The sequence below is a fragment of the Pseudomonas sp. FW507-12TSA genome, assembly GCF_058781435.1.
In genome coordinates, this window is the sequence record NZ_JBYSWT010000009.1 from 95,083 (window position 1) to 118,874 (window position 23,792).

The 23,792-nt window shown below is 62.3% G+C and carries 19 protein-coding genes; all 19 read left to right on the forward strand.

Features of this window, described 5'->3' with window-relative positions; all coding sequences use genetic code 11:
- Nucleotides 1-117: 117 nt before the first annotated feature.
- The 19 genes from AC3WK8_RS11085 to fliD all read left to right on the forward strand — a co-directional run bounded on the left by AC3WK8_RS11085 (nt 118) and on the right by fliD (nt 23,762).
- Nucleotides 118-3,690, forward strand: coding sequence for a glycosyltransferase (locus AC3WK8_RS11085; protein WP_103324853.1), 3,573 nt, complete (start codon nt 118-120; stop codon nt 3,688-3,690).
- Nucleotides 3,691-3,993: 303 nt separating this feature from the next.
- On the forward strand, nt 3,994-4,767 hold the full coding sequence (gene rfbF / locus AC3WK8_RS11090; RefSeq protein ID WP_103324852.1) for a glucose-1-phosphate cytidylyltransferase: 774 nt from the start codon (nt 3,994-3,996) through the stop codon (nt 4,765-4,767).
- Nucleotides 4,749-5,831, forward strand: coding sequence for a CDP-glucose 4,6-dehydratase (rfbG, locus tag AC3WK8_RS11095; protein ID WP_103324851.1), 1,083 nt, complete (start codon nt 4,749-4,751; stop codon nt 5,829-5,831). The genes rfbF and rfbG overlap by 19 nt, the downstream gene beginning before the upstream one ends.
- On the forward strand, nt 5,828-6,388 hold the full coding sequence (locus AC3WK8_RS11100) for a dTDP-4-dehydrorhamnose 3,5-epimerase family protein (RefSeq protein WP_103324850.1): 561 nt from the start codon (nt 5,828-5,830) through the stop codon (nt 6,386-6,388). Before rfbG ends, AC3WK8_RS11100 begins: the two co-directional genes overlap by 4 nt.
- Nucleotides 6,385-7,611, forward strand: a complete 1,227-nt coding sequence (locus tag AC3WK8_RS11105; protein ID WP_103324849.1) for a class I SAM-dependent methyltransferase — start codon at nt 6,385-6,387, stop codon at nt 7,609-7,611. The genes AC3WK8_RS11100 and AC3WK8_RS11105 overlap by 4 nt, the downstream gene beginning before the upstream one ends.
- A gap of 5 nt (nt 7,612-7,616) precedes the next feature.
- Nucleotides 7,617-8,474: an NAD-dependent epimerase/dehydratase family protein gene (locus AC3WK8_RS11110; protein ID WP_103324888.1), complete on the forward strand. Its 858-nt coding sequence runs from the start codon at nt 7,617-7,619 to the stop codon at nt 8,472-8,474.
- The gene (locus AC3WK8_RS11115) at nt 8,464-9,534 is read left to right on the forward strand and encodes a class I SAM-dependent methyltransferase (RefSeq protein ID WP_103324848.1); all 1,071 of its coding nucleotides are present in this window, start codon (nt 8,464-8,466) and stop codon (nt 9,532-9,534) included. The genes AC3WK8_RS11110 and AC3WK8_RS11115 overlap by 11 nt, the downstream gene beginning before the upstream one ends.
- Before the next feature lie 20 nt (nt 9,535-9,554).
- Entirely contained in the window at nt 9,555-10,292 is a 738-nt protein-coding gene (locus AC3WK8_RS11120) for a cephalosporin hydroxylase family protein (RefSeq protein ID WP_103324847.1), read from the forward strand.
- A gap of 47 nt (nt 10,293-10,339) precedes the next feature.
- Entirely contained in the window at nt 10,340-13,276 is a 2,937-nt protein-coding gene (locus AC3WK8_RS11125; RefSeq protein ID WP_103324846.1) for a glycosyltransferase family 2 protein, read from the forward strand.
- A gap of 94 nt (nt 13,277-13,370) precedes the next feature.
- Nucleotides 13,371-14,540 carry a UDP-4-amino-4,6-dideoxy-N-acetyl-beta-L-altrosamine transaminase gene (gene pseC, locus AC3WK8_RS11130; RefSeq protein WP_085595910.1) on the forward strand — a complete coding sequence of 390 codons (1,170 nt, stop codon included), beginning with the start codon at nt 13,371-13,373 and terminating at the stop codon, nt 14,538-14,540.
- 84 nt (nt 14,541-14,624) lie between these two features.
- Complete coding sequence (gene pseF / locus AC3WK8_RS11135; RefSeq protein WP_085595908.1) at nt 14,625-15,332, forward strand: pseudaminic acid cytidylyltransferase; 708 nt, start codon at nt 14,625-14,627, stop codon at nt 15,330-15,332.
- Entirely contained in the window at nt 15,329-16,834 is a 1,506-nt protein-coding gene (gene pseG / locus AC3WK8_RS11140; RefSeq protein ID WP_207245067.1) for a UDP-2,4-diacetamido-2,4,6-trideoxy-beta-L-altropyranose hydrolase, read from the forward strand. Before pseF ends, pseG begins: the two co-directional genes overlap by 4 nt.
- On the forward strand, nt 16,827-17,879 hold the full coding sequence (gene pseI / locus AC3WK8_RS11145) for a pseudaminic acid synthase (protein WP_103324844.1): 1,053 nt from the start codon (nt 16,827-16,829) through the stop codon (nt 17,877-17,879). The genes pseG and pseI overlap by 8 nt, the downstream gene beginning before the upstream one ends.
- 228 nt (nt 17,880-18,107) lie before the next feature.
- Nucleotides 18,108-19,034 carry a ketoacyl-ACP synthase III gene (locus AC3WK8_RS11150; RefSeq protein WP_103324843.1) on the forward strand — a complete coding sequence of 309 codons (927 nt, stop codon included), beginning with the start codon at nt 18,108-18,110 and terminating at the stop codon, nt 19,032-19,034.
- 82 nt (nt 19,035-19,116) lie between these two features.
- Nucleotides 19,117-20,406, forward strand: coding sequence for a motility associated factor glycosyltransferase family protein (locus AC3WK8_RS11155; protein ID WP_103324842.1), 1,290 nt, complete (start codon nt 19,117-19,119; stop codon nt 20,404-20,406).
- The gene (locus tag AC3WK8_RS11160) at nt 20,403-20,672 is read left to right on the forward strand and encodes a hypothetical protein (RefSeq protein WP_085595897.1); all 270 of its coding nucleotides are present in this window, start codon (nt 20,403-20,405) and stop codon (nt 20,670-20,672) included. Before AC3WK8_RS11155 ends, AC3WK8_RS11160 begins: the two co-directional genes overlap by 4 nt.
- Before the next feature lie 236 nt (nt 20,673-20,908).
- A complete protein-coding gene (locus tag AC3WK8_RS11165) occupies nt 20,909-21,760 on the forward strand; it encodes a flagellin domain-containing protein (protein ID WP_103324841.1) in 852 nt (283 codons plus the stop codon).
- A gap of 73 nt (nt 21,761-21,833) precedes the next feature.
- Nucleotides 21,834-22,220, forward strand: coding sequence for a flagellar protein FlaG (locus AC3WK8_RS11170; RefSeq protein ID WP_053135102.1), 387 nt, complete (start codon nt 21,834-21,836; stop codon nt 22,218-22,220).
- 81 nt (nt 22,221-22,301) lie between these two features.
- Nucleotides 22,302-23,762, forward strand: a complete 1,461-nt coding sequence (fliD, locus tag AC3WK8_RS11175; protein ID WP_103324840.1) for a flagellar filament capping protein FliD — start codon at nt 22,302-22,304, stop codon at nt 23,760-23,762.
- The last annotated feature ends 30 nt before the right edge of the window (nt 23,763-23,792 follow it).

Consider the following 23,792-nt stretch of genomic DNA (forward strand, 5'->3'; position numbering starts at 1 on the left):
GGCCCCCCCCCCCCCCCCCCCCCCCCCCACGACCGTCGAGCCGCCAACCGTCTTTCTACAAGCGGTTTTGCAGCCCCGGCCTCGTTGCCGGGGTTCGCCGCTCGAGAGTTTCCCGCCGTGAACCAAGCTCCCCTCGTCAGCATCGTCATCCCTGCCTTCAACTCGCGCTTTTTCGCCCAGGCCCTGGAAAGCGCCCTGGCGCAGACCTATCAACCGCTGGAAATCGTCGTGTGCGACGACAGTGCCGACGATGAAATCCAGCGTATCGTCCAGGACCTGGTCGGGCCTGCGCACCCGGTGCGCTACATGCGTAACCCGCAACGCCTGGGGATACAGAAGAACGTTCTGCGGTGCGTTGAAGAGGCGCGTGGCGAGCTGATCAAGGTGTTGTGCGACGACGATCGGCTGTTTGCACCCAGCATCGCCCTCCAGGCGCCGGTACTGATCGATAACCCGGATATCAATCTGGTGTGTGCGCTACGGGTATTCAGTGATGCCGGAAATTTCATCCTGCCGCCCCGGATCGACAACTGCCGTTTCACCTACAACGATGCTGTGCTCAAGGGCGAGGACATGCTGGCGATCTTCGAGAGCACGCCACACAATTTCCTTGGCAACTTCAGTTCGGCACTGATGCGTCGTGCCGATGTGCTGGAGTTGCTGCCGGCACTGATCCAGGAGGGCGCAGGTTTTGTCGCGTTGCTGGATTTCGCTCTGTTCATCTGCCTTATGCGCCGTGGCAATCTCGCGGCACTGGTGACGGTGCTCAGTTGCGAGCGCCTGTACCCGGGGCGCCTGAGCGCTACCCCGGAAATGCTCAAGCAGGCACGTAGTGAGTGGGAATGGCTGATGCAGATGCTGGCCGCTCGCAGTGGCGAATCGGCGCCAGCATCAGGCTGGGTGCGGTATGTCGATATAGCTCGGGAGGCCGATCAGTCACGTAACTGGCAAGAGCTGTGCGTGACCCGTGTGCTGGGCAATCGCAGTACCGTGGTCGATGGTCGAGTCGGTGGCCAGAGCATCAGTTACGAGGAGTTCTATCGAGAGTGGCTGTCGGTGCGCAAGTTCTCGGCGGTGGAGCAGCGGCTGATGCCTCAGCGCATCGCCAGCTGGCCGCGGCGGGTGCAACTGGTGCCGGTGGTCCTTGACTTCGAGGGTGATGGCGAGGCGCTTTCCCGGACGCTGGACAGCATTGACGACCAGCTGTTTGCGCCTGCCGCAGTGCTGGTGTTGTCGGCGGGCGAGGAGCAGCGGCGTGAGCGGCTGCTGTTCCAGCCTTTGCGTCACGACTGGGTCCAGCAGCTCAATGAGTTGGTGCCGCAGTTGGACGGCTGTGACTGGTTCTATCTGCTGCAGGCTGGAGATCGCCTGCAGGAGTCGGCCCTGCTGATCCTTGCCGAGCGCATCGCCAATACCCCGCTCATGCTCTGTGCCTACAGTGATGAAGGCGCGCTGGTGGAGGGGGAGTCGTCGGAGCCGGTGTTCAGGCCTGACTTCAACCTCGATCTGATGCGCTCCTATCCGTATGTCGGTCGTGCCCTGGCTTTTTCCCGCGAGCGCTTCATGGTCGAGGGCGGATTCGACCCGCTCCATGGCGAGCTGGCACCCCATGATTTGCTGTGGCGGATGGTGGAGGCGGCGGGGCCCCGGACCATCGAGCACATTGCCGATATCCAGCTGGAGTCCGAATTAACCTTTGCCCAGTGGCTGTCCCGGCCGCAGGTAATCGAGGCCTGCGAAGGGCTGGTGGCGGCGCATCTGCAGCGCATAGGTGTGGAACACCGGATTGTTCACGATGACCTGCCCCTGTTGAACCGCATTAACTACCTGCATGGCTGCCGGCCGTTGGTGTCGATCATCCTGCCGTGCGGCGACTCCCTGGCGACCCTGCAGCGCTGTGTTGAAAGTCTGATCGAGCAGACGGCCTACAACCACTACGAAATTGTGCTGGTGGATGCCGGTAGTCGCGACCCGGCCATGGCTGATTGGCTGACCGCTATGGCCCAGCTGGGCGGTGTGATGCTTCGGGTTCTGCCTTGTGTTGGTCGGCCTAGCCATGCTGCGCTGATCAATAGCGCGGCGAGCCAGACTCGCGGCGACTACCTGTTGCTGCTCAGCCCGGGGGCGCTGATCTGCAGTGGCGACTGGCTGGATGAGTTGCTCAATCAGGCCCAGCGTCCAGAGGTGGGCGTGGTGGGCGCGCGTATTCTGGCTGCCGATGGCTCCATTCTCCATGCTGGCCAGGTGTTGGGCATGGCCGGGCCTGCGAGCTCACCCTTTGTCGGTGAAGCCATGGGCGCCCGCGGCTACATGCAGCGGCTGCAGGTGGTGCAGAACTGGAGTGCGGTCAGTGGCGATTGCCTGATGGTGCGCAAGGAGGTTTTCGACAGCCTGGGTGGCCTGGATGAGCAAGCCTTCGCCGACGAATTGGGCGCGACCGACCTGTGCCTGCGGGCCGACCGCAACGGCTATCTGGTGGTTTGGACGCCTCACGCCACCCTGATGCTGAGGCCGGTATCTTCTGTCAATGACGACCGTGAGCGGCAGTTGGCCCGCGAAGCCGAACAGGAACGTTTCTACAAGCAATGGATGGCGAAGATCGCTCGCGATCCGGCTTATAACCCGGCCCTGAGCCTGGGCTACTCCAGCTTCAGCCTGGAGCCCTCCTTGCGCAACAACTGGAATCCGTTCTGCAGCCGGGCCTTGCCCTTGATTCTAGGTTTGCCGGTCAATAGCTCCGCGGTCGGGCATTACCGGGTGACAGGCCCTCTGACGGCGCTGGAAGAGGCGGGGCGGGTGATTGCCCGGGTGGCCTACGAGTCGCCGTCCACGGTGGACATCGAACGCCTGTCGCCGGATGCCATCATCCTTCAGTGCCGTTACAGTGACGGAGCGGCCAGTGACATTTTGCGGATGAAAAAATACTCCAGTGCCCTGCGGGTCTTCGAGCTCGACGACTACGTTGTCAGTGCGCCGAAGAAAAACACTCATGCGCGGAACAAGCCGCTGAATACCGAGCAGATGCTGCGCGAAGGTATCGGCCTGTGCGATCGCGTGGTGGTGACCACCCAACCCCTGGCCGACGCGTTGTCCAGCATGCACAGCGATATCCGGGTGGTGCCCAACATGCTCGCACCGGACCCCTGGGCGACCCTGACCAGTCGCCGGGCCACTTCCAGCAAGCCACGGGTGGGCTGGGGCGGTGGCACCAGCCATACCGGCGACCTGGAAATCATCGCCGAGGTGGTGCGCGAGTTGGCCAACGAGGTCGAGTGGGTCTTCTTCGGCATGTGCCCCGATGCTCTGCGTCCCTACGTTCACGAGTTCCACTCGGCCACCAGCCTGCAAAACTATCCATTCAAGCTGGCCAGTCTGAACCTGGACTTGGCCCTGGCGCCCCTGGAGTTCCATATCTTCAACGACTGCAAGAGCAACCTGCGGCTCTTGGAGTACGGTGCTTGCGGCTACCCGGTGATCTGCACCGACACCGAGGCCTATCGCGGTTTCCTGCCATGCACCAGGGTCTACAGCAACAGCACCGAAGAGTGGTTGCAGGCGATTCGCATGCACCTGGCCGATCCGGCTGCCAGCTATCGCATGGGCGATGAGCTGCGCGAAGCGGTGCATCGCGATTTCATGCTGCGCAGCGACAACCTGCAGCACTGGCTGTGGGGGTGGCTGCCGGACTGATCCGCCAGTCGAAGAAACCAGGCCATGTCGGCCTGGTTTTTTTTCGCCCGGGTTTTTTCCAGTTGGCCTGGGCTCCGGTTCGAATGCCGGATCCGTGCATGGTCCCCTCCCGGCTCTTGTCGAATAGGTCCGGCGAGGCTTGGCCAATAGCTGGCGCGTTTCCTGCAAGCCCCGTGGCAATCGCCATAAAACGAGCGTTTCCGGCTCGTTCGTCAGTGCAGAGCATGCCTTGGGCATCTCATTCGGGGCCCCGCCGGGCCGTTTCGACCCGGCCAAGGGTGCAGATGAGTCAGAGGGGGGAAAATGAAGGCAGTAATTCTGGCAGGTGGGTTGGGCACGCGTATCAGCGAGGAATCCCACCTCAAGCCCAAGCCCATGATCGAAATCGGTGGCAAGCCAATTCTTTGGCACATCATGAAGCAGTATTCCGCCCACGGGATCCATGATTTCGTGATTTGCCTGGGCTACAAGGGCTACGCGATCAAGGATTTCTTTGCCAACTACTTCCTGCACACCTCGGATGTGACCTTCGACATGCGCAACAACCGCATGGATGTGCACCAGAACTACAGCGAGCCCTGGAGCGTGACGCTGATCGACACCGGTGAGGAGACCATGACCGGCGGACGCCTGCGCCGGGCCGGACGCTACCTGCAGGATGAAGAGGCGTTCTGCTTCACCTACGGCGATGGCGTGTCGAACCTGGATATCGCTGCCCTGGTGCAGTTCCACAAATCCCACGGCAAGCTGGCGACGGTCACCGCAGTGCAGCCGCCCGGCCGCTACGGTGCCTTGGAGCGCGATGGCGACCAGGTTCGCGGATTCGTCGAGAAACCTCGTGGCGACGGTGGCTGGATCAACGGCGGGTTTTTCGTCCTTTCACCCAAGGTTCTGCCCTACATCCAGGGCGACAGCACCACCTGGGAAGCGGAGCCGCTGATGCAACTGGCCCGGGACGAGCAGCTGCGAGCCTTCGAGCACAACGGCTTCTGGCAGCCGATGGATACCCTGCGCGACAAGAACCATCTTGAGCAACTCTGGCAAAGCGGGGAGGCCCCGTGGAAGCAGTGGGACTGAGTGCGCAGTTCTGGCGGGACAAGCGTGTCCTGCTCACCGGCCATACCGGCTTCAAGGGCAGTTGGCTGAGCCTGTGGCTGCAGAGCATAGGGGCCCAGGTCAGTGGCTTCGCCCTGGATCCGGGGACCGAGCCGAGCCTGTTCGAGCTGGCCCGAGTAGCCGAGGGCATCGAGGACCACCGTGGAGATTTGCGCGACCTGGGCAGCCTGCTGGAGCTGGTGGCCCGGGTGGAGCCGGAAATCGTCCTGCACCTGGCCGCCCAGCCGCTGGTGCGCGAGGCCTATCGCGATCCGCTGGGTACTTACTCGAGCAACGTCATGGGAACCTTGAACCTGTTGGAGGCGATCCGCCAGGTTGGAGGTGTGCGCGCCTGTGTGCTGGTGACCACCGACAAGGTCTATGCCAACCAGGAGTGGCTGTGGCCCTATCGGGAAAACGAGCCCCTGGGCGGACACGATCCATACAGCAGCAGCAAGGCTTGCTGCGAGTTGCTGGCCCAGTCCTACGCGTCATCGTTCTTTGCTGCCCAGCGTTATGAGGAGCATGGCCTGGCCTTGGCCACGGCGCGTGCCGGCAATGTTCTGGGCGGCGGTGATTTCGCGCCCGAGCGGTTGATCCCCGATGTACTCAAGGCCTGGTCCGCCGATGAGCCGGTGACCTTGCGTTATCCCCAGGCGGTGCGCCCCTGGCAGCATGCCCTGGAGCCGCTGGCCGGCTACCTGCAACTGGCAGCCGGGCTGTACCAGCAGGGGCCGGAGTTCGCCGGGGCCTGGAACTTCGGACCCGGCGAGCAGGACATGTGCAGTGTCGGCGACGTGGTCGAGCTGCTGGCCCGGCGTTGGCCCGCCGCCCCCGGGCTGCGTATCGAACCCAGCGAGTTGCATGAAGCCGGGCTGTTGCGCCTGGACAGCAGCCGCGCGCGCCAGGTGCTTGGCTGGCAACCGCGCTGGAGCCTGGAACAGTGCCTGGCACAGACCCTGGACTGGCACCTGGCGTGGAAGAGCGGTGCCGACATGCGCGCCGTCACCCTGGGGCAACTGGACCTGTACCGGGGGGCGCTGTGAGCGAGTTCCAGGTCCTGGCCCTGCCATTGCCCGGTTTGTATGAAGTACGCCACAAGCGTTTCGAGGACCAGCGTGGGCATTTCTCCCGGTTGTTCTGCGAGGGCAGCTTGAGCGCCTTCGGCCAGCCGTTTCACATCCGCCAGATCAACCATTCCTGCACCCGCGAACGAGGCAGTGTGCGGGGCTTGCACTACCAGACCGCGGCCAGGCCCGAGGCCAAGCTCATCACCTGCCTGCGTGGCGAGGTCTGGGACGTGGCGGTGGACCTGCGTAGCGACTCGCCGACCTTCCTGCACTGGCATGCCGAGCACCTGCGTGCTGGCGACGGTCGCAGCCTGTTGTTGCCTGCCGGTTTCGCCCATGGCTTCCAGACCCTGAGCGAGGATGCCGAGTTGTTGTACCTGCACAGCGCCGACTATGCCCCGGACCATGAGGCGGGTTTGTCGGTACTGGATCCGAGGCTGGCGATCGATTGGCCACTGCCTGTCAATAATCTGTCGAGCCGTGATGCCAGCCATCCTTTGCTCGATGCCGCCTTCGCTGGAGTGAAACTATGAATTGCCGCGGTTGTGGCGCTTGCCTGAGCCTGCCCCTGATCGACCTGGGCACGTCGCCGCCGTCCAATGCCTACCTGCGCGAGGAACAACTGGACCAGGCCGAGCAATGGGTGCCGCTCAAGGTCCAGGTCTGCCAGCAGTGCTGGTTGGTGCAGACCGAGGACTACACCCGCGCCGACCATCTGTTCGATGCCGACTACGCCTACTTCAGCTCGTTCTCCAGCACCTGGCTCAAGCATGCCCAGGGCTACGTGGCGCAGATGGTCGAGCGCTTCGGGCTCGATGCGCAGAGCCGGGTGGTGGAGATCGCGGCGAACGATGGCTACCTGTTGCAGTACGTGGCCGCACGTGGCATTCCCTGCCTGGGGGTCGAGCCGACCCGCAGCACCGCCCAGGCGGCGCGAGACAAGGGCTTGCTGATTCGCGAATCGTTCTTCGGCCTGGACACCGCCCGTCAATTGGTGGAGGAGGGCTGGGCCGCGGATCTGATGGCGGCCAACAACGTCTTGGCCCATGTCCCGGACATCAACGATTTCCTGGGTGGATTTGCCGCCTTGCTCAAACCGGCGGGCGTGGCCACCTTCGAGTTCCCGCAACTGCTGAGCCTGATGGCCGGGCAGCAGTTCGATACCCTGTACCACGAGCACTATTCCTATCTGTCGCTGATCGCGGTCCAGGCGTCGTGTCAGCGCAATGGCCTGGAAGTCTTCGATGTGCAGACCCTGGCGACCCACGGCGGTTCGCTGCGGGTCTTCGTCCAGCGCCAGGAGGCCGCGCGCCGGCCGGTGCAGGACAGCGTTGCCCAGCAGTTGCGGCTGGAGCGCGAGGCGGGGGTCGACACTGCCGGCTACTACGGGACCCTGGCACCGGCCGCCGAGCGGATCAAGCATGAATTGCTGCGCTTCCTGCTCCAGGCCAAGGCCGAGGGCAAGCGCGTGGTGGGCTATGGCGCGGCGGCCAAGGGCAACACCTTGCTCAACTACGCCGGGGTCCGTTCCGATCTGCTGGCCTGGGTTGCCGATGCCAGCCCGCACAAGCAGGGCAAGTTCCTGCCCGGCAGCCGGATTCCGGTCGTCGCCCCCGAGCGCATCGACCAGGAGCGGCCGGACTACGTGCTGGTGCTGCCATGGAACCTGCTTGCCGAGGTCAGTGAGCAACTGGCCCAGGTTCGCCAGTGGGGGGGGCGCTTCGTGATCGCCGTACCCGAGTTGAAGCTGCTGTGAGCGCCATGATGGTCCTGGTCACCGGCGCCACAGGTTTCGTCGGCCAGCATCTGGTCACGGCGCTGCTGGCCCGGGGTTGCCGGGTACGGGCCGTGGCCCGGGACCTGGACAAGGCGCAGCGGTTGCCATGGTTCGATGCCGTGGAATTTCGTGCGCTGGACGTGCATGACGCGAGTCTCGACATGGCGGCGCTGGTGGATGGAGTCGATGCCCTGGCCCACCTGGCCTGGCCCGGGTTGCCCGACTATCGGGCGCTGTTCCACCTGGAGCACAACCTGATGGCCGACTACCGCTTCATCAAGGCGGCGGTCGAGGCGGGAGTGCCCCAGGTGCTGGTCACCGGTACCTGCTTCGAATACGGCATGCAGAGCGGGCCGCTGGACGAGCAGGCCGAGGCTCGGCCTGACAATCCCTACGGCCTGGCCAAGCACAGCCTGCATCTATTCCTCCAGGCCCTGCGCCAGCAGTTGCCGTTCAACCTGCAATGGGCGCGCCTCTTCTACCTGCACGGCCCGGGGCAGAACCCCAGGAGCCTGCTGGCGGCGCTGGACCGCGCCATCGATGCCGGTGATCCGGTCTTCGACATGTCCGGTGGTGAGCAACTGCGCGACTACCTGGCCATCGAGGAGGCCGCCGGTCACCTGGCGGCATTGCTTAAGCGGCGGGATTTTTCCGGGGTGGTCAACTGTTCCAGCGGGCGGCCGATATCCGTGCGTGCGCTGGTGGAGCAGCGCATTGCCGAGCGCCGCTCGGCGATCCGCCCGAACTTGGGTCACTACCCCTATCCAGACTACGAACCCATGGCGTTCTGGGGTTTGAACCAACGCCTGCTGCAATTGACAGGAGCCGAACATGGCGCATGAGTTGTATCGGGTCGCCGACCTGCCGGTCTTGCAGAACCGTACCTTCGCCGATGCCCGCAGTGCCCGGGAGTCTGCCAGCGCGGACATGGTCCTGGTGCAGGACCTTGAGAGCGGGCTGATCTACAACCAGGCCTTCGATGCCGACAAGCTCAGCTATGACAGCGACTATCAGAACGAACAGGCGCATTCAGGGCAGTTCCAGCAACATCTGATGGATGTCGAGGGCATAGTCGCTCGTCATTTCAAGGACCGGCAACTGATCGAAGTCGGTTGCGGCAAGGGCTACTTCCTCGAACTGCTGCGCGGCCTGGGCTACTCGATCACCGGCATCGACCCGGCTTACGAGGGCGATAATCCGCAGGTGATCAAGGCGCCTTTCACGCGCCAGCTGGGGTTGTCCGCCGAGGCCATCGTGTTGCGTCACGTGCTGGAGCACATCGCCGATCCGCTGGCCTTCCTACAGGCCATCGCCGAAGCCAACCAAGGTGGGCAGATCTACATCGAGGTGCCCTGTTTCGGCTGGATCCTCGAGCACCAGGCCTGGTTCGACGTGTTCTACGAGCATGTGAACTATTTCCGCCTCGAAGACTTGCAGCGGATGTTCGGCACCGTGCATGAGGCCGGGCATCTGTTCGGCGGCCAGTACCTGTATGTGGTGGCAGACCTGGGCAGCCTCAAGCCACGCCTGCAAGCGCCCGAGCGACCATTGCAGATGCCGGCCGGCTTCACCGCCAGCCTCGAGCAGGCCAAGCGCATCATCGAGTCGGCACCGGGGACAGGCGCCGGCATCTGGGGCGCGTCCTCCAAGGGCGTGATCTATTCGCTGTTCCTGCAACGAGCCGGGGTGACAGTGGACCAGGTGGTGGATATCAACCCTGCCAAGCAGGGCCGCTACCTGCCACTGAGCGGCATGCGCGTGTCCTCGCCGCAAGAGGCCATGGAGGCGCTGCCGGTGGGGGCCAACCTGTTCGTGATGAACTCCAACTACCTAGAAGAAATCAAGCGCATGACCGATGGCCGTTATGTCTATCACGCCGTCGACAGCGCGTCGTTCCGATAATTTGCCTCGAGAAACCGAACATGAGCGAGAACAACGTCATTCAAGCCTTCGAACAAGAGTGCCAGGCGCAGGTCAGCGCCCAGGGCCAGGATGAGAAGCTCAAGGGGCTGGCCCGGGACTTCTTCAATCAGTCCGCGCAGCACAAGTACAGCTACCACTTCTCCTGGATGGGCCGGCCGATCATCCAGCTGCCCCAGGACATGCTGGCGATGCAGGAGATCATCTGGCGGGTCAAGCCGGACCTGGTGATCGAGTGTGGTATCGCCCACGGCGGGTCGATCATCTACTACGCCTCGCTGCTGGAGTTGCAGGGCCATGGCGAGGTGCTGGGCATCGACCTGGATATCCGTCCGCACAACCGTGAGGCCATCGAGCAGCACCCGATGAGCAAGCGTATCCGCATGATCGAGGGCTCGAGCATCGATCCGGCCATCGCCGAGCAGGTGCGGGCCGCGGCAGCCGGCAAGAAGGTGATCCTGGTGCTGGACTCCAACCACACCCATGAGCACGTACTCGAAGAGCTGCGCCTGTATGCGCCACTGGTGTCGGTGGACAGTTACTGCGTGGTGATGGATACCGTGGTCGAGGACATGCCGGCGGACTTCTTCCCGGATCGTCCATGGGGCCCGGGCGACAACCCGAAGACCGCGGTCTGGGCCTACCTGGAAGAGAATCGCGATTTCGAGATCGACCAGCACATGCAGAACAAGCTGCTGCTGACCGTGGCGCCGGACGGCTACCTGCGCCGGATTCGCTGATCATCAATGGTTGCAGCAGGCTGCCGGCCGGTTGTGGGGAAGTACCTATGTGGGTTGAAGACAAAGAAATGAATGACACAGTACCGCTCGATCAACGTTTCACCCTGGTGTTGTTGTCCCACAACCGCCAAGCGTTCATGCGTCGCGCCTTGCAGTTCTACAGCAGCTATCCGTGCTCGATCCTGGTGCTGGATTCCTCGCCCGAGGCGGATGAGACCATCGCCCGGCGCTATCCGCAGGTGGATTACCGGCACTTGCCGCAATACGCCTACAGCGGCCTGCAAGACAAGCTGACCTTTGGCGTGAACCAGGTGACCACGCCCTACATGGCGTTCGCTGCCGATGACGACTTCCTGATCCATGATGCGCTGACCGCCTCGGTGGAGTTCCTCGAGGAGCATCCCGACTACGGGCTGTGCCACGGCTACGGGATGATGTACCTGGCCCGGGCTTCGGAAATCAATTACTACCGCCGTGATCGCCGGGTGATGGAGGACTATGACTCCCATGATGCCCAGGATCGGGTGATGAACTTCATGGGTCACTTCCTGCCGCCGTTCTACGCCGTGACCCGTACTGCGCTATTGCGCCAGTGGTATGGACTGTTGCCGCCAGGGGTGAGTTTCGAATGGCAGGAAATAGGCCACTCCTTTTTCTTGCTGGCCTGTGCCAAGGCGCGGATCCTGCCGATTCCGTTTGCCGTGCGTGAGGCTAACTACAAGTCTTCCGAACACAACACCAATGTATTGACGGTGCTGACCTACAAGGATGCCCAATCCGTGGCCCAGCGCGAGGCGTTTGCCGAGTTCCTCGCCTCGCTGCCCACTGGTTTCAGTGGCCGGGATCCCGAGCAGGTGAAGCAGATCGTCCTGGACAGTTTCACCGCCATGGCCGACTGTCTGCTCAGCGGGCGTTCCCTCAAGGGCACGGCGATCTTCCGCTCGGCCTGGGTCGAGGTGGGGGCCGAGCCGGTGCGCTCCTTCGGGCCGGAACAGTTCGTCGAGATGCCGTTCTACAACAAGCCGATGTTCGACCTGTTGACCGAATTCGAATTCCTATTGCATGTCATGCCCGCCGGGCGTCTTCAGCTTCAGGAGCTGGAGGGCGTACTGCTGCGCCAGCAGGAACTGATGCGGGTACAGCCCAACGATACGCCGCAGAGCCTGCGCGCCCGGTTGTGGGAAGCGTTGACCCTGAACCTGTTCAACCGCCAGGTGGTCAAGCGCCTGGCCGAATCGATGCAGGACAGCGATGAGCCCGAGGAGGCGCGCAAGCTGCAGGCCTGGGCCGAGCGCCTGGACTCGGTGCCAGGCCCGGATAGCCAGGAGTTGCTCGATGCAACCGAGTCTGGGCGTTTGCTCAACTGGCTCGAGGCGCGTATCCCGCAGCCTGCGCAACTGAGCGCCATTGCCGCGCACCAGGCCCGCCAGGGCGGCGTGCCCCAGGTGCAGATCCTGCTGCTGGATCTGGATGCCGATATGGTCAAGTTGCAGGCCACCCTCGACAGCCTGGTCGCTAGTCACTACAAGGCGTTCAAGCTGGTGGTCTTCACTACCGGTGACCTGCCGGCTACCACTACCGCCCAGGACACCCTGCATTTCGTCAGGGTCACCCTGGACAACCATGTGGAACGACTCAACCAGGCACTGGCCCAGTCCCGGGCCGACTGGGTGCTGTTGGCCGAGGCTGGCGACCAGTTCACCGCCAGTGGCTTGCTGCGGGCCAGCCTGGAGTTGACCGGCGCCGAAGGGATTCGTGCGGTGGCCATGGATGAGGTCCAGCGGCGCAGTGACTCGACGCTGGAAATGGTGTGGCGCCCCGGGATCAATCTGGATCAGTTGCAAGGCGTGCCATCGTTGATGGCGCGGCATTGGCTGTTGCAGCGCGAAGTCTTGCTGGAGATCGGCGGTTTCTCCACTGAGTTCAAACAGGCGCTGGAGTTCGATGTATTACTGCGCCTGATCCAGCAAGGCGGCCTGGGTGGCCTGGCGCACCTGGCCGAACCGCTGCTGATCTGCCGCGTTCCGGGCGAGGAAGCCCATGCCGAGGAGCGCCAGGTACTGACGCGCAGCCTTGCGGCGCGGGGCTATCGGGCCCAGGTATCTTCGGCGCAGCCAGGCACCTACCAGATCGATTATCAGCATGCCGAGCGTCCACTGGTGTCCATCATCCTGGCCAGCCAGGACAACTTCGCCCAGTTGCAACGGTGCCTGGTCAGCATACTGCAACGCACTCGCTACCAACGCTACGAAGTGCTGATCGCCGAGAACCACAGCCAGGACGCCGAGCTCGAGAGCTGGCTGGCCAGCCTCGAGAGCCGCGGCGAGCGCATCCGTGTACTGCGCAACGCGCACCGCGTGAGCCGCTCGGCGCTGTACAACGCCGCTTCTCGCGAGGCCAAGGGCGAGTACCTGGTACTGCTGTCGTCCGATGCCGAGGTGGTCAACGCCAACTGGATGGAAAGCTTGCTCAACCAGGCCCAGCGTCCGGAAGTCGGGGTGGTGGGTGCACGGTTGGTCAACGAGCGGGGCATGACGACTCAGGCTGGTCTGGTGCTAGGGCTCAATGGCCATCTGGGAGCGGCCTTCGCCGGTGCGGCCAAGGATGCGTCGGGCTATATGAACAGCTTGTGGGTAGAGAAGAACTACTCGGCGGTGTCCGGCATCTGCCTGATGATCGCCAAGGCGCTCTACGAGTCCGTGGGCGGGTTGGACGAAGAGCACTTCGAGCAGGCTTTCGCCGATGTCGACCTGTGCTTGAAAACCGCTGATGCGGGTTATCTCACCGTGCTCACGCCGCAGGCGCAAATCCTGCACCCGGGAACCCTGGCCGATCATCCGCAAGCCGCTGCGGCGCTGCGGGACAAGTGGGCGGAGCGCTTTGCCCTGGATACCAGCTACAACGAAAACCTGGCGCTGACCGGCGCTGGCTTCACCCTGAAGACCGAGGGTCGGGTGGACTGGCCGCAACTGCTTGCCAATTGATTGCCCTGAGGGATTTTCATATGTCCGATCACCTGTGGATGTTGCGTCTTGTGCTTCCAGGCTTGAGTGCGGCAGTTCGCGATGGGTTGCCATCTTGAGCCCGTACCGGATCCCCTATGGGCGCCAGAGCATCGACCAGGCTGATGTCGATGCGGTGGTGGAGGTGCTCAAGTCTCCATGGCTGACTCAAGGACCGACTATCGAGCGCTTCGAGCGGGCCCTGGCCGAATACTGCCAGGCCGAGCATGCCGTGGCGGTGTGCAACGCCACGGCGGCGTTGCACATCGCTTGCCTGGCTGCGGACCTGGGGCCGGGAGACTGGTTGTGGACGAGCCCCAATACCTTCGTTGCGTCGGCCAACTGCGCGCGCTACTGCGGGGCCCAAGTGGATTTCGTGGACATCGACCCACGGACCTTGAACATGGATGCGCAGTTGCTGGCGCGCAAGTTGGAGGCAGCGGAGCGCGCAGGGACCTTGCCCAAGGTGGTGGTGGCGGTGGCATTCGCTGGTCAAAGCGCTGACCTGCAAGCTATCGCCAGGCTTGCCGAACGTTACCGGTTTCTCCTGATCGAGGATGCGGCCCATGCCGTGGGAGCTTCCTACATGGGGCGGCCAGTGGGTTGTGGCGCTTATGCGGCGATGACCATCTTCAGTTTTCATCCGGTGAAGATCATCACCAGCGCCGAAGGCGGGATGGTGCTGACCAATCGCCAGGATCTGGCCGAGCGCCTGCGTCGCCTGCGCAGCCACGGGATCACCAGTGACCCGGCAGCGATGCAGGTCGTGGAAAAGGGGCTGTGGTACTACCAGCAACTGGAGCTGGGATTCAATTATCGGATGACCGACCTGCATGCCGCCCTTGGGCTCTCCCAGGTGGCCAGGCTCGATGAGTTCGTTACCCGGCGTCGCAAGCTGGCGGCACGCTACCAGGAGCTGCTGGCTGGCCTGCCGTTGATCCTGCCGGTCGCCCAGGATGGAGCCGAGTCGGCATGGCATCTGTATGTGGTGCGCCTGGATCTGGCGCGTATCAGGCTGAGCCAGGCCCAGGTCTTCGAGGCGCTGAGGGCGGCAGGCTTGGGGGTCAACTTGCATTACATCCCGGTCCACCTGCAGCCCTATTACCAGGAGCTGGGGTTTGCCGCGGGAGATTTTCCCGAGGCCGAGCGCTATTTCCTGGAGGCCTTGAGCTTGCCGCTGTTCCCGGAACTGAGCGAAGAGTTGCAGGATGAAGTGGTGGGGCACTTGCGGCGGATACTGGATTGAGCGGGCATGGTGCGGTGGGGCGAAATGACGAAGCATGGGGCGCCGGTTGCTGGTGGCAGTGATGAATGGCGGGGGACCAGGCTTGTGAGTTGTGTGGCACTGATTCCTGCGCGCGGTGGCAGCAAACGTATCGCGCGCAAGAACCTCAAGCCATTCGACGGCGTGCCGATGCTCGCCCGGTCCATCGACAAGGCATTGCAGTCAGGTTTGTTCGAGCAGGTGGTGGTCAGTACCGAGGATCAGGAGATCGCCGAGCTGGCCATCGCTTGTGGGGCCCAGGTGCCCTTTTTTCGCCCCGAGAGCCTGGCGGATGACTTCACTGGCACTGGCGCCGTGATCGCCCATGCCCTGCAAGCCTTGCAGGAGCAAGGGCGCAGCTACGACTACGCCTGCTGCATCTACGCCACCGCGCCGTTGCTGCAGCAGCGCTACCTGCGCCAGGGCCTTGAATTGCTCATGGCTCATCCGGACAAGGCCTTCGCCTTCTCGGTCTGTGGCTTCGGCTTTCCGGTCCAGCGGGCCCTGACGCTAAACCAGGACGGTGCCTTGCAGGCGCTGTATCCCGAGTTTCGCCAAGTGCGCTCCCAGGATCTGCCGGAAGCCTACCAGGATGCCGGGCAATTCTATTGGGGGCGCTCCAGGGCCTGGTTGCAGGGCCAGATGCTGTTCTCGCCCTGCAGTCTGCCGGTGGTGTTGCCACGCCACCTGGTACAAGACATCGATACCCAGGAAGACTGGCAGCGCGCCGAGTACCTGTATGCCGCGCTCAAGGCCGGGGGGGAGCTGGAGTGAGAGTGTTGATCCGCGCGGACGCTTCACCGGCCATCGGCAGCGGGCATATGGCTCGTTGCCTGACCCTGGCCCGGGTATTGCGCCGGCAGGGGGCTGAAGTGGCCTTCGCTTGCCGCGATCTGCCTGGTCAGCGCCTGGCCGCCTTGCAGGCCGAGGGGTTTGCCACTTTCCAGCTGCCTGGCCTTTATCCAGGGGAGCAGCCTGAGGCGGATATCGAGGCGTTGTTGCCTTGGCAGGCGGATATCGCGGCCCTGGCAGAGGCATTGGGCTGCGCTCCAGGCTTCGACTGGGTGCTGGTGGACCACTATGCTCTCGATCATCGCTGGCAGGCCGCCGCGCGCCGCTGGGCGCCGCGCATAGCGGCGATCGACGACCTGGCCAATCGGCGGCATGCCGTGGACCTGTTGCTGGACCAGAACTTCAGTGGAACTGCCCAAGCCTATGAAGGTTTGCATGATCCGGCTTGCCGGACCTTGTTCGGTCCGCGTTTTGCGATGTTGCGCGAGGAGTTTCGCCGGCCGGCCATCGCCATTCGTCCCCGGGCACTGCGGGTGCTGGTGAACTTCGGTGGTTTCGATGCCGCCGGCCAGACCTACAAGGCCATGCAAGCCTTGGTCGACATGCAGGAGCTGCAGGTGGATTTTGTCGCTGGCAGCGGCAACCCCGATTGGCAAGCCATGCAAGCGCTGAGCGCCGGCAAGGATAACTGGCGCCTGCACAGCTATGTGGAGAATTTCGCTGAACTGATGGCCGGTGCCGATGTGTGCCTGGGGGCGGGTGGCGGCACCAGTTGGGAGCGAGCCGTGCTTGGCCTGCCGACGCTGTGCATCACGGTGGCTGGCAACCAGGAGCTCAATGCCCGATTGCTGGCCGAGGCGGGGGCCCACCTGTACCTGGGGCCGTGCGAGGGGGTGAGTGTCCAGCAGATCCGCCAGGCCCTGGTGCTGTTGCTGGGCAATCCGGGGTTGCGCCATAGTCTGGCCGCCCGTGGGCGCCAGTTGGTGGACGGGCGAGGCGTCGAGCGGGTGGCCGCCGCGCTGTTCGCCGCCGCGCTGCGCTTGCGGCCAGCGACCCTCGAGGATGCTCGCTTGTTGTTCGATGGCCGCCAGGATGAATCGGTCAGGCGTTGGTCCTGGCAGCCCGAGGCGCTGGATTGGCCGGCGCATGTGCGGTGGTTGCAAGCGTGCCTGGCCGACCCCGAGCGCCGGTTGTTGATCGGCGAACTGGCCGATGGGCCTGTGGGTGTGTTGCGTTATGACCGTGGAGGTCTTGAGGCCGAAGTCTCGGTCTATCTGTTCGCCGGACGCTTTGGCCTGGGGTGGGGGCGGGCCTTGCTGGAGCGAGGCGAGGCCTGGTTGGCGCAGCATTGGCCTGAGGTGGAGCGCTTGCGGGCCCATGTCATGGCGGAAAATCAGGTTTCGCTTGCGCTGTTTCGCCGGGCTGGCTATCAGCAGGGCGCTTGCGATTTCACCCGTGTACTGAAGGAACATCTGGATGACTAGCTTCAAGATCGGTTCGCGCCCAGTGGGTGCTGGCGCCGCGCCGTTGATCATCGCCGAGATGAGCGGCAACCATAACCAGTCGCTGGATGTGGCGTTGCGGATTGTCGAGGCGGCCGCCAGGGCTGGAGCCCATGCATTGAAACTGCAGACCTATACCGCCGATACCATGACGCTGGACCTGGATCAGGGCGAGTTCTTCATCAAGGACCCAGGCAGCCTGTGGGCGGGCTCCTCGTTGTACGAGTTGTATCGCAAGGCCCACACCCCGTGGGAGTGGCACGAACCGATCTTCGCCCGGGCCCGGGAGTTGGGCATGTTGGCGTTTTCCACGCCCTTCGATGAGAGCGCGGTGGACTTCCTGGAGGGGCTCGGTGTCCCGGCCTACAAGATCGCCAGTTTCGAAAACACCGATCTGCCGTTGATCCGCCGGGTGGCGGCCACGGGCAAGCCGCTGATCATTTCTACCGGCATGGCCAGCATTGCCGAGCTGGATGAGAGCGTAAGGGCTGCTCGCGAGGCTGGTTGCCGGGACCTGGTGTTGCTCAAGTGCACCAGCACCTATCCGGCCTCTCCGATCAACAGCAACTTGCTGACCATTCCTCACCTGCAGGAGCTGTTCGGCTGCGAAGTAGGGCTGTCCGACCACAGCATGGGGGTTGGGGTTTCAGTGGCGGCGGTGGCCCTGGGCGCGACCGTCATCGAGAAACACTTCACCCTGGATCGGGCGGCTGGTGGAGTCGACGCCAGTTTCTCCCTGGAGCCTGCGGAGTTGGCCAGCCTGGTGGTGGAAACCGAGCGAGCCTGGCAGGCCATGGGGCAGGTGCGTTATGGCGCCACCGAGGCCGAGGGCAAGTCCCTGGTCTATCGGCGCTCGTTGTATGTCACCCGGGACATGCAGGCGGGGGAGGTGTTCTGTGCCGATAACCTGAGGGCCATTCGTCCCGGGCTCGGGCTGGCCCCCAAGCACTATGACGCGCTGCTCGGTCGTCGGGCGCGCCAGGCGATCAAGCGTGGGACCGCGCTGGATTGGGTATTGGTCGAATAGGCCTTTGTGGCGCTGATTCGCAAAATGGCGTGACCTGCGGGTCAGAACGTGCATCTTCACTGTAATGTATGGCCCGGGAAGATGGCGCCAGCCCTGCGTGCCAGGTCCGTGATAGCCCTTGGTTCTTCCCGATAACGCTGTGCTCGACGGAATTATCCGTGTTTTTTCGGCAGCCCCTGCCAGGCGACTGAGCGGGGGTATTGAGCTGTTTATTATTGGGAAGCCGTGATGATTGGCATAAAAAGCATTGCGAGCTACGTGCCTGTAGCCGGCCTGGACAATTACGCACAAGGTGCAAAATTCGGCAAGGATGAGGAGTTCATCCTGGGCAAGATCGGCTCGGCCTTCCTGCCGCGCAAGGAGGCCACGCAAGAGACCTCCGATCTGTGTGTCGAAGCTGTCAATGCATTGTTCGCCGCCAACCCCGAGCTGAAGCGCGAAGCCATCGATGCGCTGATCGTCGTCACCCAGAACGGCGATGAAGAGGGCTTGCCCCATACGGCGGCGATCGTTCAGGACAAGCTGGGCCTGCCGACCAATGTGGCGGCGTTCGATATTTCCCTGGGCTGCTCCGGTTACGTCTATGGCATCTATGCCATCAAGGGTTTCATGGAGGCCGCGGGGCTGAAGAACGGCCTGCTGGTGACCGCCGACCCCTATTCGAAGATCGTCGATCCCGAGGATCGCAATACCACGATGCTGTTCGGCGATGCCGCCACCGCCACCTGGCTGTGCGAGGATGCAACCTGGCAACTGGGCAAGGCCAAATTCGGCACCGACGGTTCCGGAGCGCCGCACTTGAAGGTCACTGACGGTGTGTTCTTCATGAACGGTCGCCAGGTATTCAACTTCGCCCTGCTCAAGGTTCCAGCCCATCTGCATGAGTTGCTGGAAGAGTCCGGCCTTGTAGCTGGGGACATCGACGCGTTCTGCATCCACCAGGGCAGTGCAGCCATCGTCGACGCCGTGGCCCGGCGTTTCGAGGGCGATCCGGACAAGTTCGTCAAGGACATGGTCGAGACAGGCAACACTGTCTCCTCGAGCATTCCCCTGCTCCTGGAAAAGCACATGTTCGATTCGAGCTGGAAGCGCGTAGCCCTGAGTGGCTTCGGCGTTGGCCTGTCCTGGGGTTCGGCGATCATCTACCGCGCCTGAGACCTGGTCCGTAGCAGCACATGTAGCGCTCAAGGTGTAATCTTGGGCGCTATTTTTTTGTACCTGCGGCAAGCGAGGCAGCATGAGCGACAGCTTTGAACACAACGCGGCGGTGCTGCAAAGGCGCTGGCCAGCCCTGCTGGCGCGACTGGTGGCAGAGGATAGCGCTTCGTTGCAGGCGAGCCTGGTGGAGGGGTTGGGCTCGACACTGCGCATCGCCGGCATCCAGCTCACCAGTCGCCACGACCGTACCCACGAGGCTCGGTTGCAGGCCGCCAGCCTGCCCGACGAGCCAGTCCTGCATGTGTATGGCTGTGGATTGGGCGATTTGCAGCAGGCGCTGCTGGCGCGCCCTGGGTTACAGCGCCTGTATGTGCATGTTCTCAACGGCGCGGTGTTCAAGCTGGTGCTGCAATTGCTGGAGCAGGATGCCTGGTTGGCTGATCCGCGGGTGGAGCTGCTGTATGCCGGTGATTTGCACGAGATCCAGCTGCCTTTTTTCGCGCTGCCTGCCGAATTGGTGCTGGCGGACGACTACAACGCGAAGATTCGCGATCGGTTGATCAGCGAGACTCACCTGGAATTCAACAACCGATTGTTCAATGCAGATGCAGCCTCCATCAATGAGCGCTTGGCAGCTGTGGAGCCCTGGGTGGCGGGTGATCGCGATGTGGCCCAGTTGTTCGACGCTTGCGCCGGGCGGGAAGTCTTCGTGATTGCCACCGGGCCGAGCCTGGAGCGCCATTTCGCTGCGCTGCGTGCGTTGAGTGAACAGGCACGGCGGCCGCTGTTGATCTGTGTCGATACGGCCTATCAGCCGCTGCTCAAGCAGGGTATCCGGCCTGACCTGGTGCTGAGCATCGATCAGCGTATTTCCAGTCGGCACCTGCCGTCCCAGGGCAGTGAAGGCACCACCCTGGTCTACTTGCCGTTGGCCGATCCACTGGTGCTCGAAGGGTGGTGCGGGCCGCGTTATGTGGCTTATTCCGCCAGCCCGATTTTTCAACAGCTGCGCCAGCGCTTGCCACGGGCGCTGCTGCACGCGGGAGGCAGTGTGATTCATCCGGCGGTGGATCTGGCGGTGAAGATGGGTGGCAAGCGCATCACCTTGTTCGGGGCGGACTTCGCCTTTCCAATGAACCGTACCCATGCCGGCTGGCAGGATGGTGATTTGGGGCCGCAGCTCAGTGCTGCCAAGCATTGGGTGCTGGATGGCCATGGCCGGCGGGTGAGGACCCAGCTCAACTTCCGCAGTTATCTATGTGAGCTGGAGCGTTACATCGCCAGTCAGCCTGGGGTGGCTTTCTTCAATACCAGTCGTGATGGCGCGATGATCGCCGGGACTACCTTCCATGTGGATTTTGCTCAATGAATCGACTTGAGCCTTTGCTGGGCCGTGCCAGAAGCGTTGCCGAGTTGTTTCGGCTGGGGCGTGATGTCGAGGCAGCGGGGGAGATGGTGGAGCTGTTTGAGCCTGTCCAGATGCTCGTGGATACCGCCGCCGCGTCAGTGCAGCAGGATTGGGTCCACCTGCTGGGCTTGCTGTTGGCCTGTCAGGAAGCGCAGGACTGGCTGGGCCTGGCAGATTATCTGGAGTACGAACTGGTGGAGTGGTTGCAAGCCGGGTTCGCCGGCTGAGGTTTCCTGCGTTGCGGTGCGAGTCGATCAGGGTGGGTTTTTCTGGCGTCAGATTTTCGTTCGTGTGGGCTTAAGCCCTTGTATTTAAAGGGATGGCAGGGTGATGGCAAATTTTTTTGAAAAAGCCCTAAAGCAACTTGCATCCGCGACGATAACTATTACGAAGGTTCTCTAGGCCATTACCCGGCGGTTGCCAGGGCCGGAAGCCGCAGTACCCAACCAACGAGGAATTCGTCATGGCTTTAACAGTAAACACTAACGTTACGTCGCTGAACGTTCAGAAAAACCTGAACCGCGCTTCCGACGCTCTGTCGACTTCGATGGCTCGTCTGTCCTCCGGCCTGAAAATCAACAGCGCTAAAGACGACGCCGCCGGCCTGCAGATCGCTACCCGTATGACTTCGCAGATCCGTGGCCAGACCATGGCGATCAAGAACGCCAACGACGGTATCTCCATCGCCCAGACCGCTGAAGGCGCGATGCAAGAATCCACCAACATCCTGCAGCGTATGCGTGAACTGGCCGTTCAGTCCCGTAACGATTCCAACGGCACTGCAGACCGTACCGCTCTGGACAAAGAGTTCGCTCAGATGTCCGACGAACTGACCCGTATCGCCAAGTCGACCAACCTGAACGGCAAGAACCTGATCGACGGTTCCGCTGGCACCATGACCTTCCAGGTCGGTTCCAACACCGGTGCTACCAACCAGATCACCATCACTCTGGCCAGCGGCTTCGACGCTGCGACCCTGAGCGTTGACTCGGCTACCATCAGCATCAGCGCCACCGACAGCGCCATGTCGGAAACCAACAGCAAGGCTGCGATCAACGCGATCGACAAAGCGCTGCAGACCATCAACTCCAGCCGTGCCGACCTCGGTGCCGCTCAGAACCGTCTGACCAGCACTATCTCCAACCTGCAGAACATCAACGAAAACGCCAGTGCTGCACTGGGTCGCGTACAAGATACCGACTTCGCTGCTGAAACTGCCCAGCTGACCAAGCAGCAGACTCTGCAACAAGCTTCGACCGCAGTTCTGGCCCAGGCCAACCAGCTGCCATCCGCTGTACTGAAGCTGCTTCAGTAATAGCCGGCTAAGCTTTGGCGGGGGAGTGCGCAGGTCGTGCTCTCTCGCTTTTTTACTTTAAGAGGTGGTGGACATGGATATGAGCGTGAAGCTGAACTTGTCTTATCCTGTGGCCAAGTCCGCGACCCCGGTTGTTGACAAGCCCGTGGAGAAGCCTCGAGAGGATCTTTCTGTCGTTCATGCCGCTCCTGAAGTGGCTGTGTCCACGCAGGGCAGCAAGAAAGAGGCGCAGGCCGAACAGGAAAAACTGAAGATGGCCGTTCAGGAAATCGAGAAGTTCGTTCAATCGGTCAAGCGTAACCTGGAGTTCTCCATCGACGAGCCCTCCGGGAAGGTTGTAGTCAAGGTCATTGCCAGCGATTCGGGGGAGGTGGTGCGCCAGATCCCCAATGAAGAAGTTCTGAAGCTGGCCAATAGCTTGAACGATGCCAGCAGCCTGCTGTTTAGCGCCAAGGTTTGATGGCTGGCACGAATATTGTTTTCTGATCTTTTGATCGCAATGGTGGTCAAAAGACTGGCGGCATACTGAAGGGAGATACACATGGCAAGTCCAATTCTACCGGGTACCGGCCTGGGTTCCGGTCTCGATACCGGTGCCATCGTCAAGGCGTTGGTGAATGCCGACAAGGCAGCCAAACAGGGCCAGATCGACCGTGCGACTGAGAATAACAGCGCGAGCATCTCCGGTATCGGCACCTTGCAGTCGTTGTTGTCGACCCTCCAGAGCACTCTCTCTGTCGCTGGCCTGGGCAGTGCGGTCAATCCTGCGTTTTCCGGTTTTGCCGCCACTTCCAGCGATGCCAAGTTCGTGGACGCCACTGCGACCAACGCTGCGGTAGCTGGTAAGTACAGTGTCAGTGTTTCGCAGCTTGCAACTTCGTCAAAAGTAGCTACCAAAGCTTTTGCCGGGGGAGCTTCCAGTGCTATTCCGAGTGGTACCTTGAACATCACTCAAAATGGCACTAACTATTCGCTGGCCATCGGTGCCAATGCGAGCTTGCAATCGGTGCGTGATGCGATCAACGCCGACTCCAAGTTGTCCCTAGCAGGCTTCAATGCCAACATCGTCACCGACTCCTTCGGTTCGCGCCTGGTGATTGGTTCGGAAAAGACCGGCGCCGGTTCGGATATCTCCGTTGGCGGGATTGCCGGCCTGGAGATCGATGGTACCAAGCCGATGCCGGCAGGTAGCGATACCGATCCCATGAAGGCCGATTCTTCGGGCGCCATTGGTGGTCTGGCCCAGGATGCCAAGTTCACCGTCGACGGCATGCCTTTGACCAGCAAGAGCAACACCGTTACCCAGGCTGTTTCGGGCTTGAAGCTGAACCTGGTGGCCAAGACTACCGCTCCGATCACTGTGGAAGTGAAGACCAACACCGACGGTCTCAAGACTTCGATCCAGAAATTCGTCGAGGCCTACAACGCGGTGGTCAATGGTATCAGTACCTTGACCAAGCCTTCCCTGGACGATAACGGCAAACTGACCGTTCCGGCGCAGCTGACCGGTGATCCGCTACCTCGCTCGATCTTGTCGGCCATTCGTGGGCCGCTGTCGGAAGTCGGTGCCGGTGACAAGCTCACGGTGTTGTCGCAGTTGGGGATCACTACCAACCAGAAGACTGGTGCCCTGGATTTCGACGACAAGAAGTTCACTGCAGCATTGAATGACAAGAAGCTTGGCGGTGAGGTGCAAAAGCTGTTTACCGGCGACGGCACCAATCCGGGTCTGCTGGACCGCATGACCAGCGCCATCAAGCCGTTCACCCAGGGTGTCGGTACGATGAGCGAGGGAATCCTGACCACTCGAACCAAGACTCTGGATCTGACCAAGAAGAAGCTAGCCGACCAGCAGGCAGCCTTGGATCGACGGATTGAAACCCTGACGGCCGTTCTGACCAAGAAGTACAACGACATGGATACCCTGGTGGGCAAGCTGAAGGCCACCGCCAGTAACATCACCTCCATGTTCGAGGCCATGAACGCGCAGAAGAAAGGCTGATATATAGCCTGTGTCAAAAGCCCGGCAGCG

Bases quoted from the DNA above. Each gene is read 5' to 3' on its own strand.
- rfbF (WP_103324852.1), top strand. From the start codon at position 3,994: ATGAAGGCAGTAATTCTGGCAGGTGGGTTGGGCACGCGTATCAGCGAG.
- AC3WK8_RS11105 (WP_103324849.1), top strand. From the start codon at position 6,385: ATGAATTGCCGCGGTTGTGGCGCTTGCCTGAGCCTGCCCCTGATCGAC.
- AC3WK8_RS11110 (WP_103324888.1), top strand. From the start codon at position 7,617: ATGATGGTCCTGGTCACCGGCGCCACAGGTTTCGTCGGCCAGCATCTG.
- AC3WK8_RS11115 (WP_103324848.1), top strand. From the start codon at position 8,464: ATGGCGCATGAGTTGTATCGGGTCGCCGACCTGCCGGTCTTGCAGAAC.
- AC3WK8_RS11120 (WP_103324847.1), top strand. From the start codon at position 9,555: ATGAGCGAGAACAACGTCATTCAAGCCTTCGAACAAGAGTGCCAGGCG.
- AC3WK8_RS11125 (WP_103324846.1), top strand. From the start codon at position 10,340: ATGTGGGTTGAAGACAAAGAAATGAATGACACAGTACCGCTCGATCAA.
- pseI (WP_103324844.1), top strand. From the start codon at position 16,827: ATGACTAGCTTCAAGATCGGTTCGCGCCCAGTGGGTGCTGGCGCCGCG.
- AC3WK8_RS11150 (WP_103324843.1), top strand. From the start codon at position 18,108: ATGATTGGCATAAAAAGCATTGCGAGCTACGTGCCTGTAGCCGGCCTG.
- AC3WK8_RS11155 (WP_103324842.1), top strand. From the start codon at position 19,117: ATGAGCGACAGCTTTGAACACAACGCGGCGGTGCTGCAAAGGCGCTGG.
- AC3WK8_RS11160 (WP_085595897.1), top strand. From the start codon at position 20,403: ATGAATCGACTTGAGCCTTTGCTGGGCCGTGCCAGAAGCGTTGCCGAG.
- AC3WK8_RS11165 (WP_103324841.1), top strand. From the start codon at position 20,909: ATGGCTTTAACAGTAAACACTAACGTTACGTCGCTGAACGTTCAGAAA.
- AC3WK8_RS11170 (WP_053135102.1), top strand. From the start codon at position 21,834: ATGGATATGAGCGTGAAGCTGAACTTGTCTTATCCTGTGGCCAAGTCC.
- fliD (WP_103324840.1), top strand. From the start codon at position 22,302: ATGGCAAGTCCAATTCTACCGGGTACCGGCCTGGGTTCCGGTCTCGAT.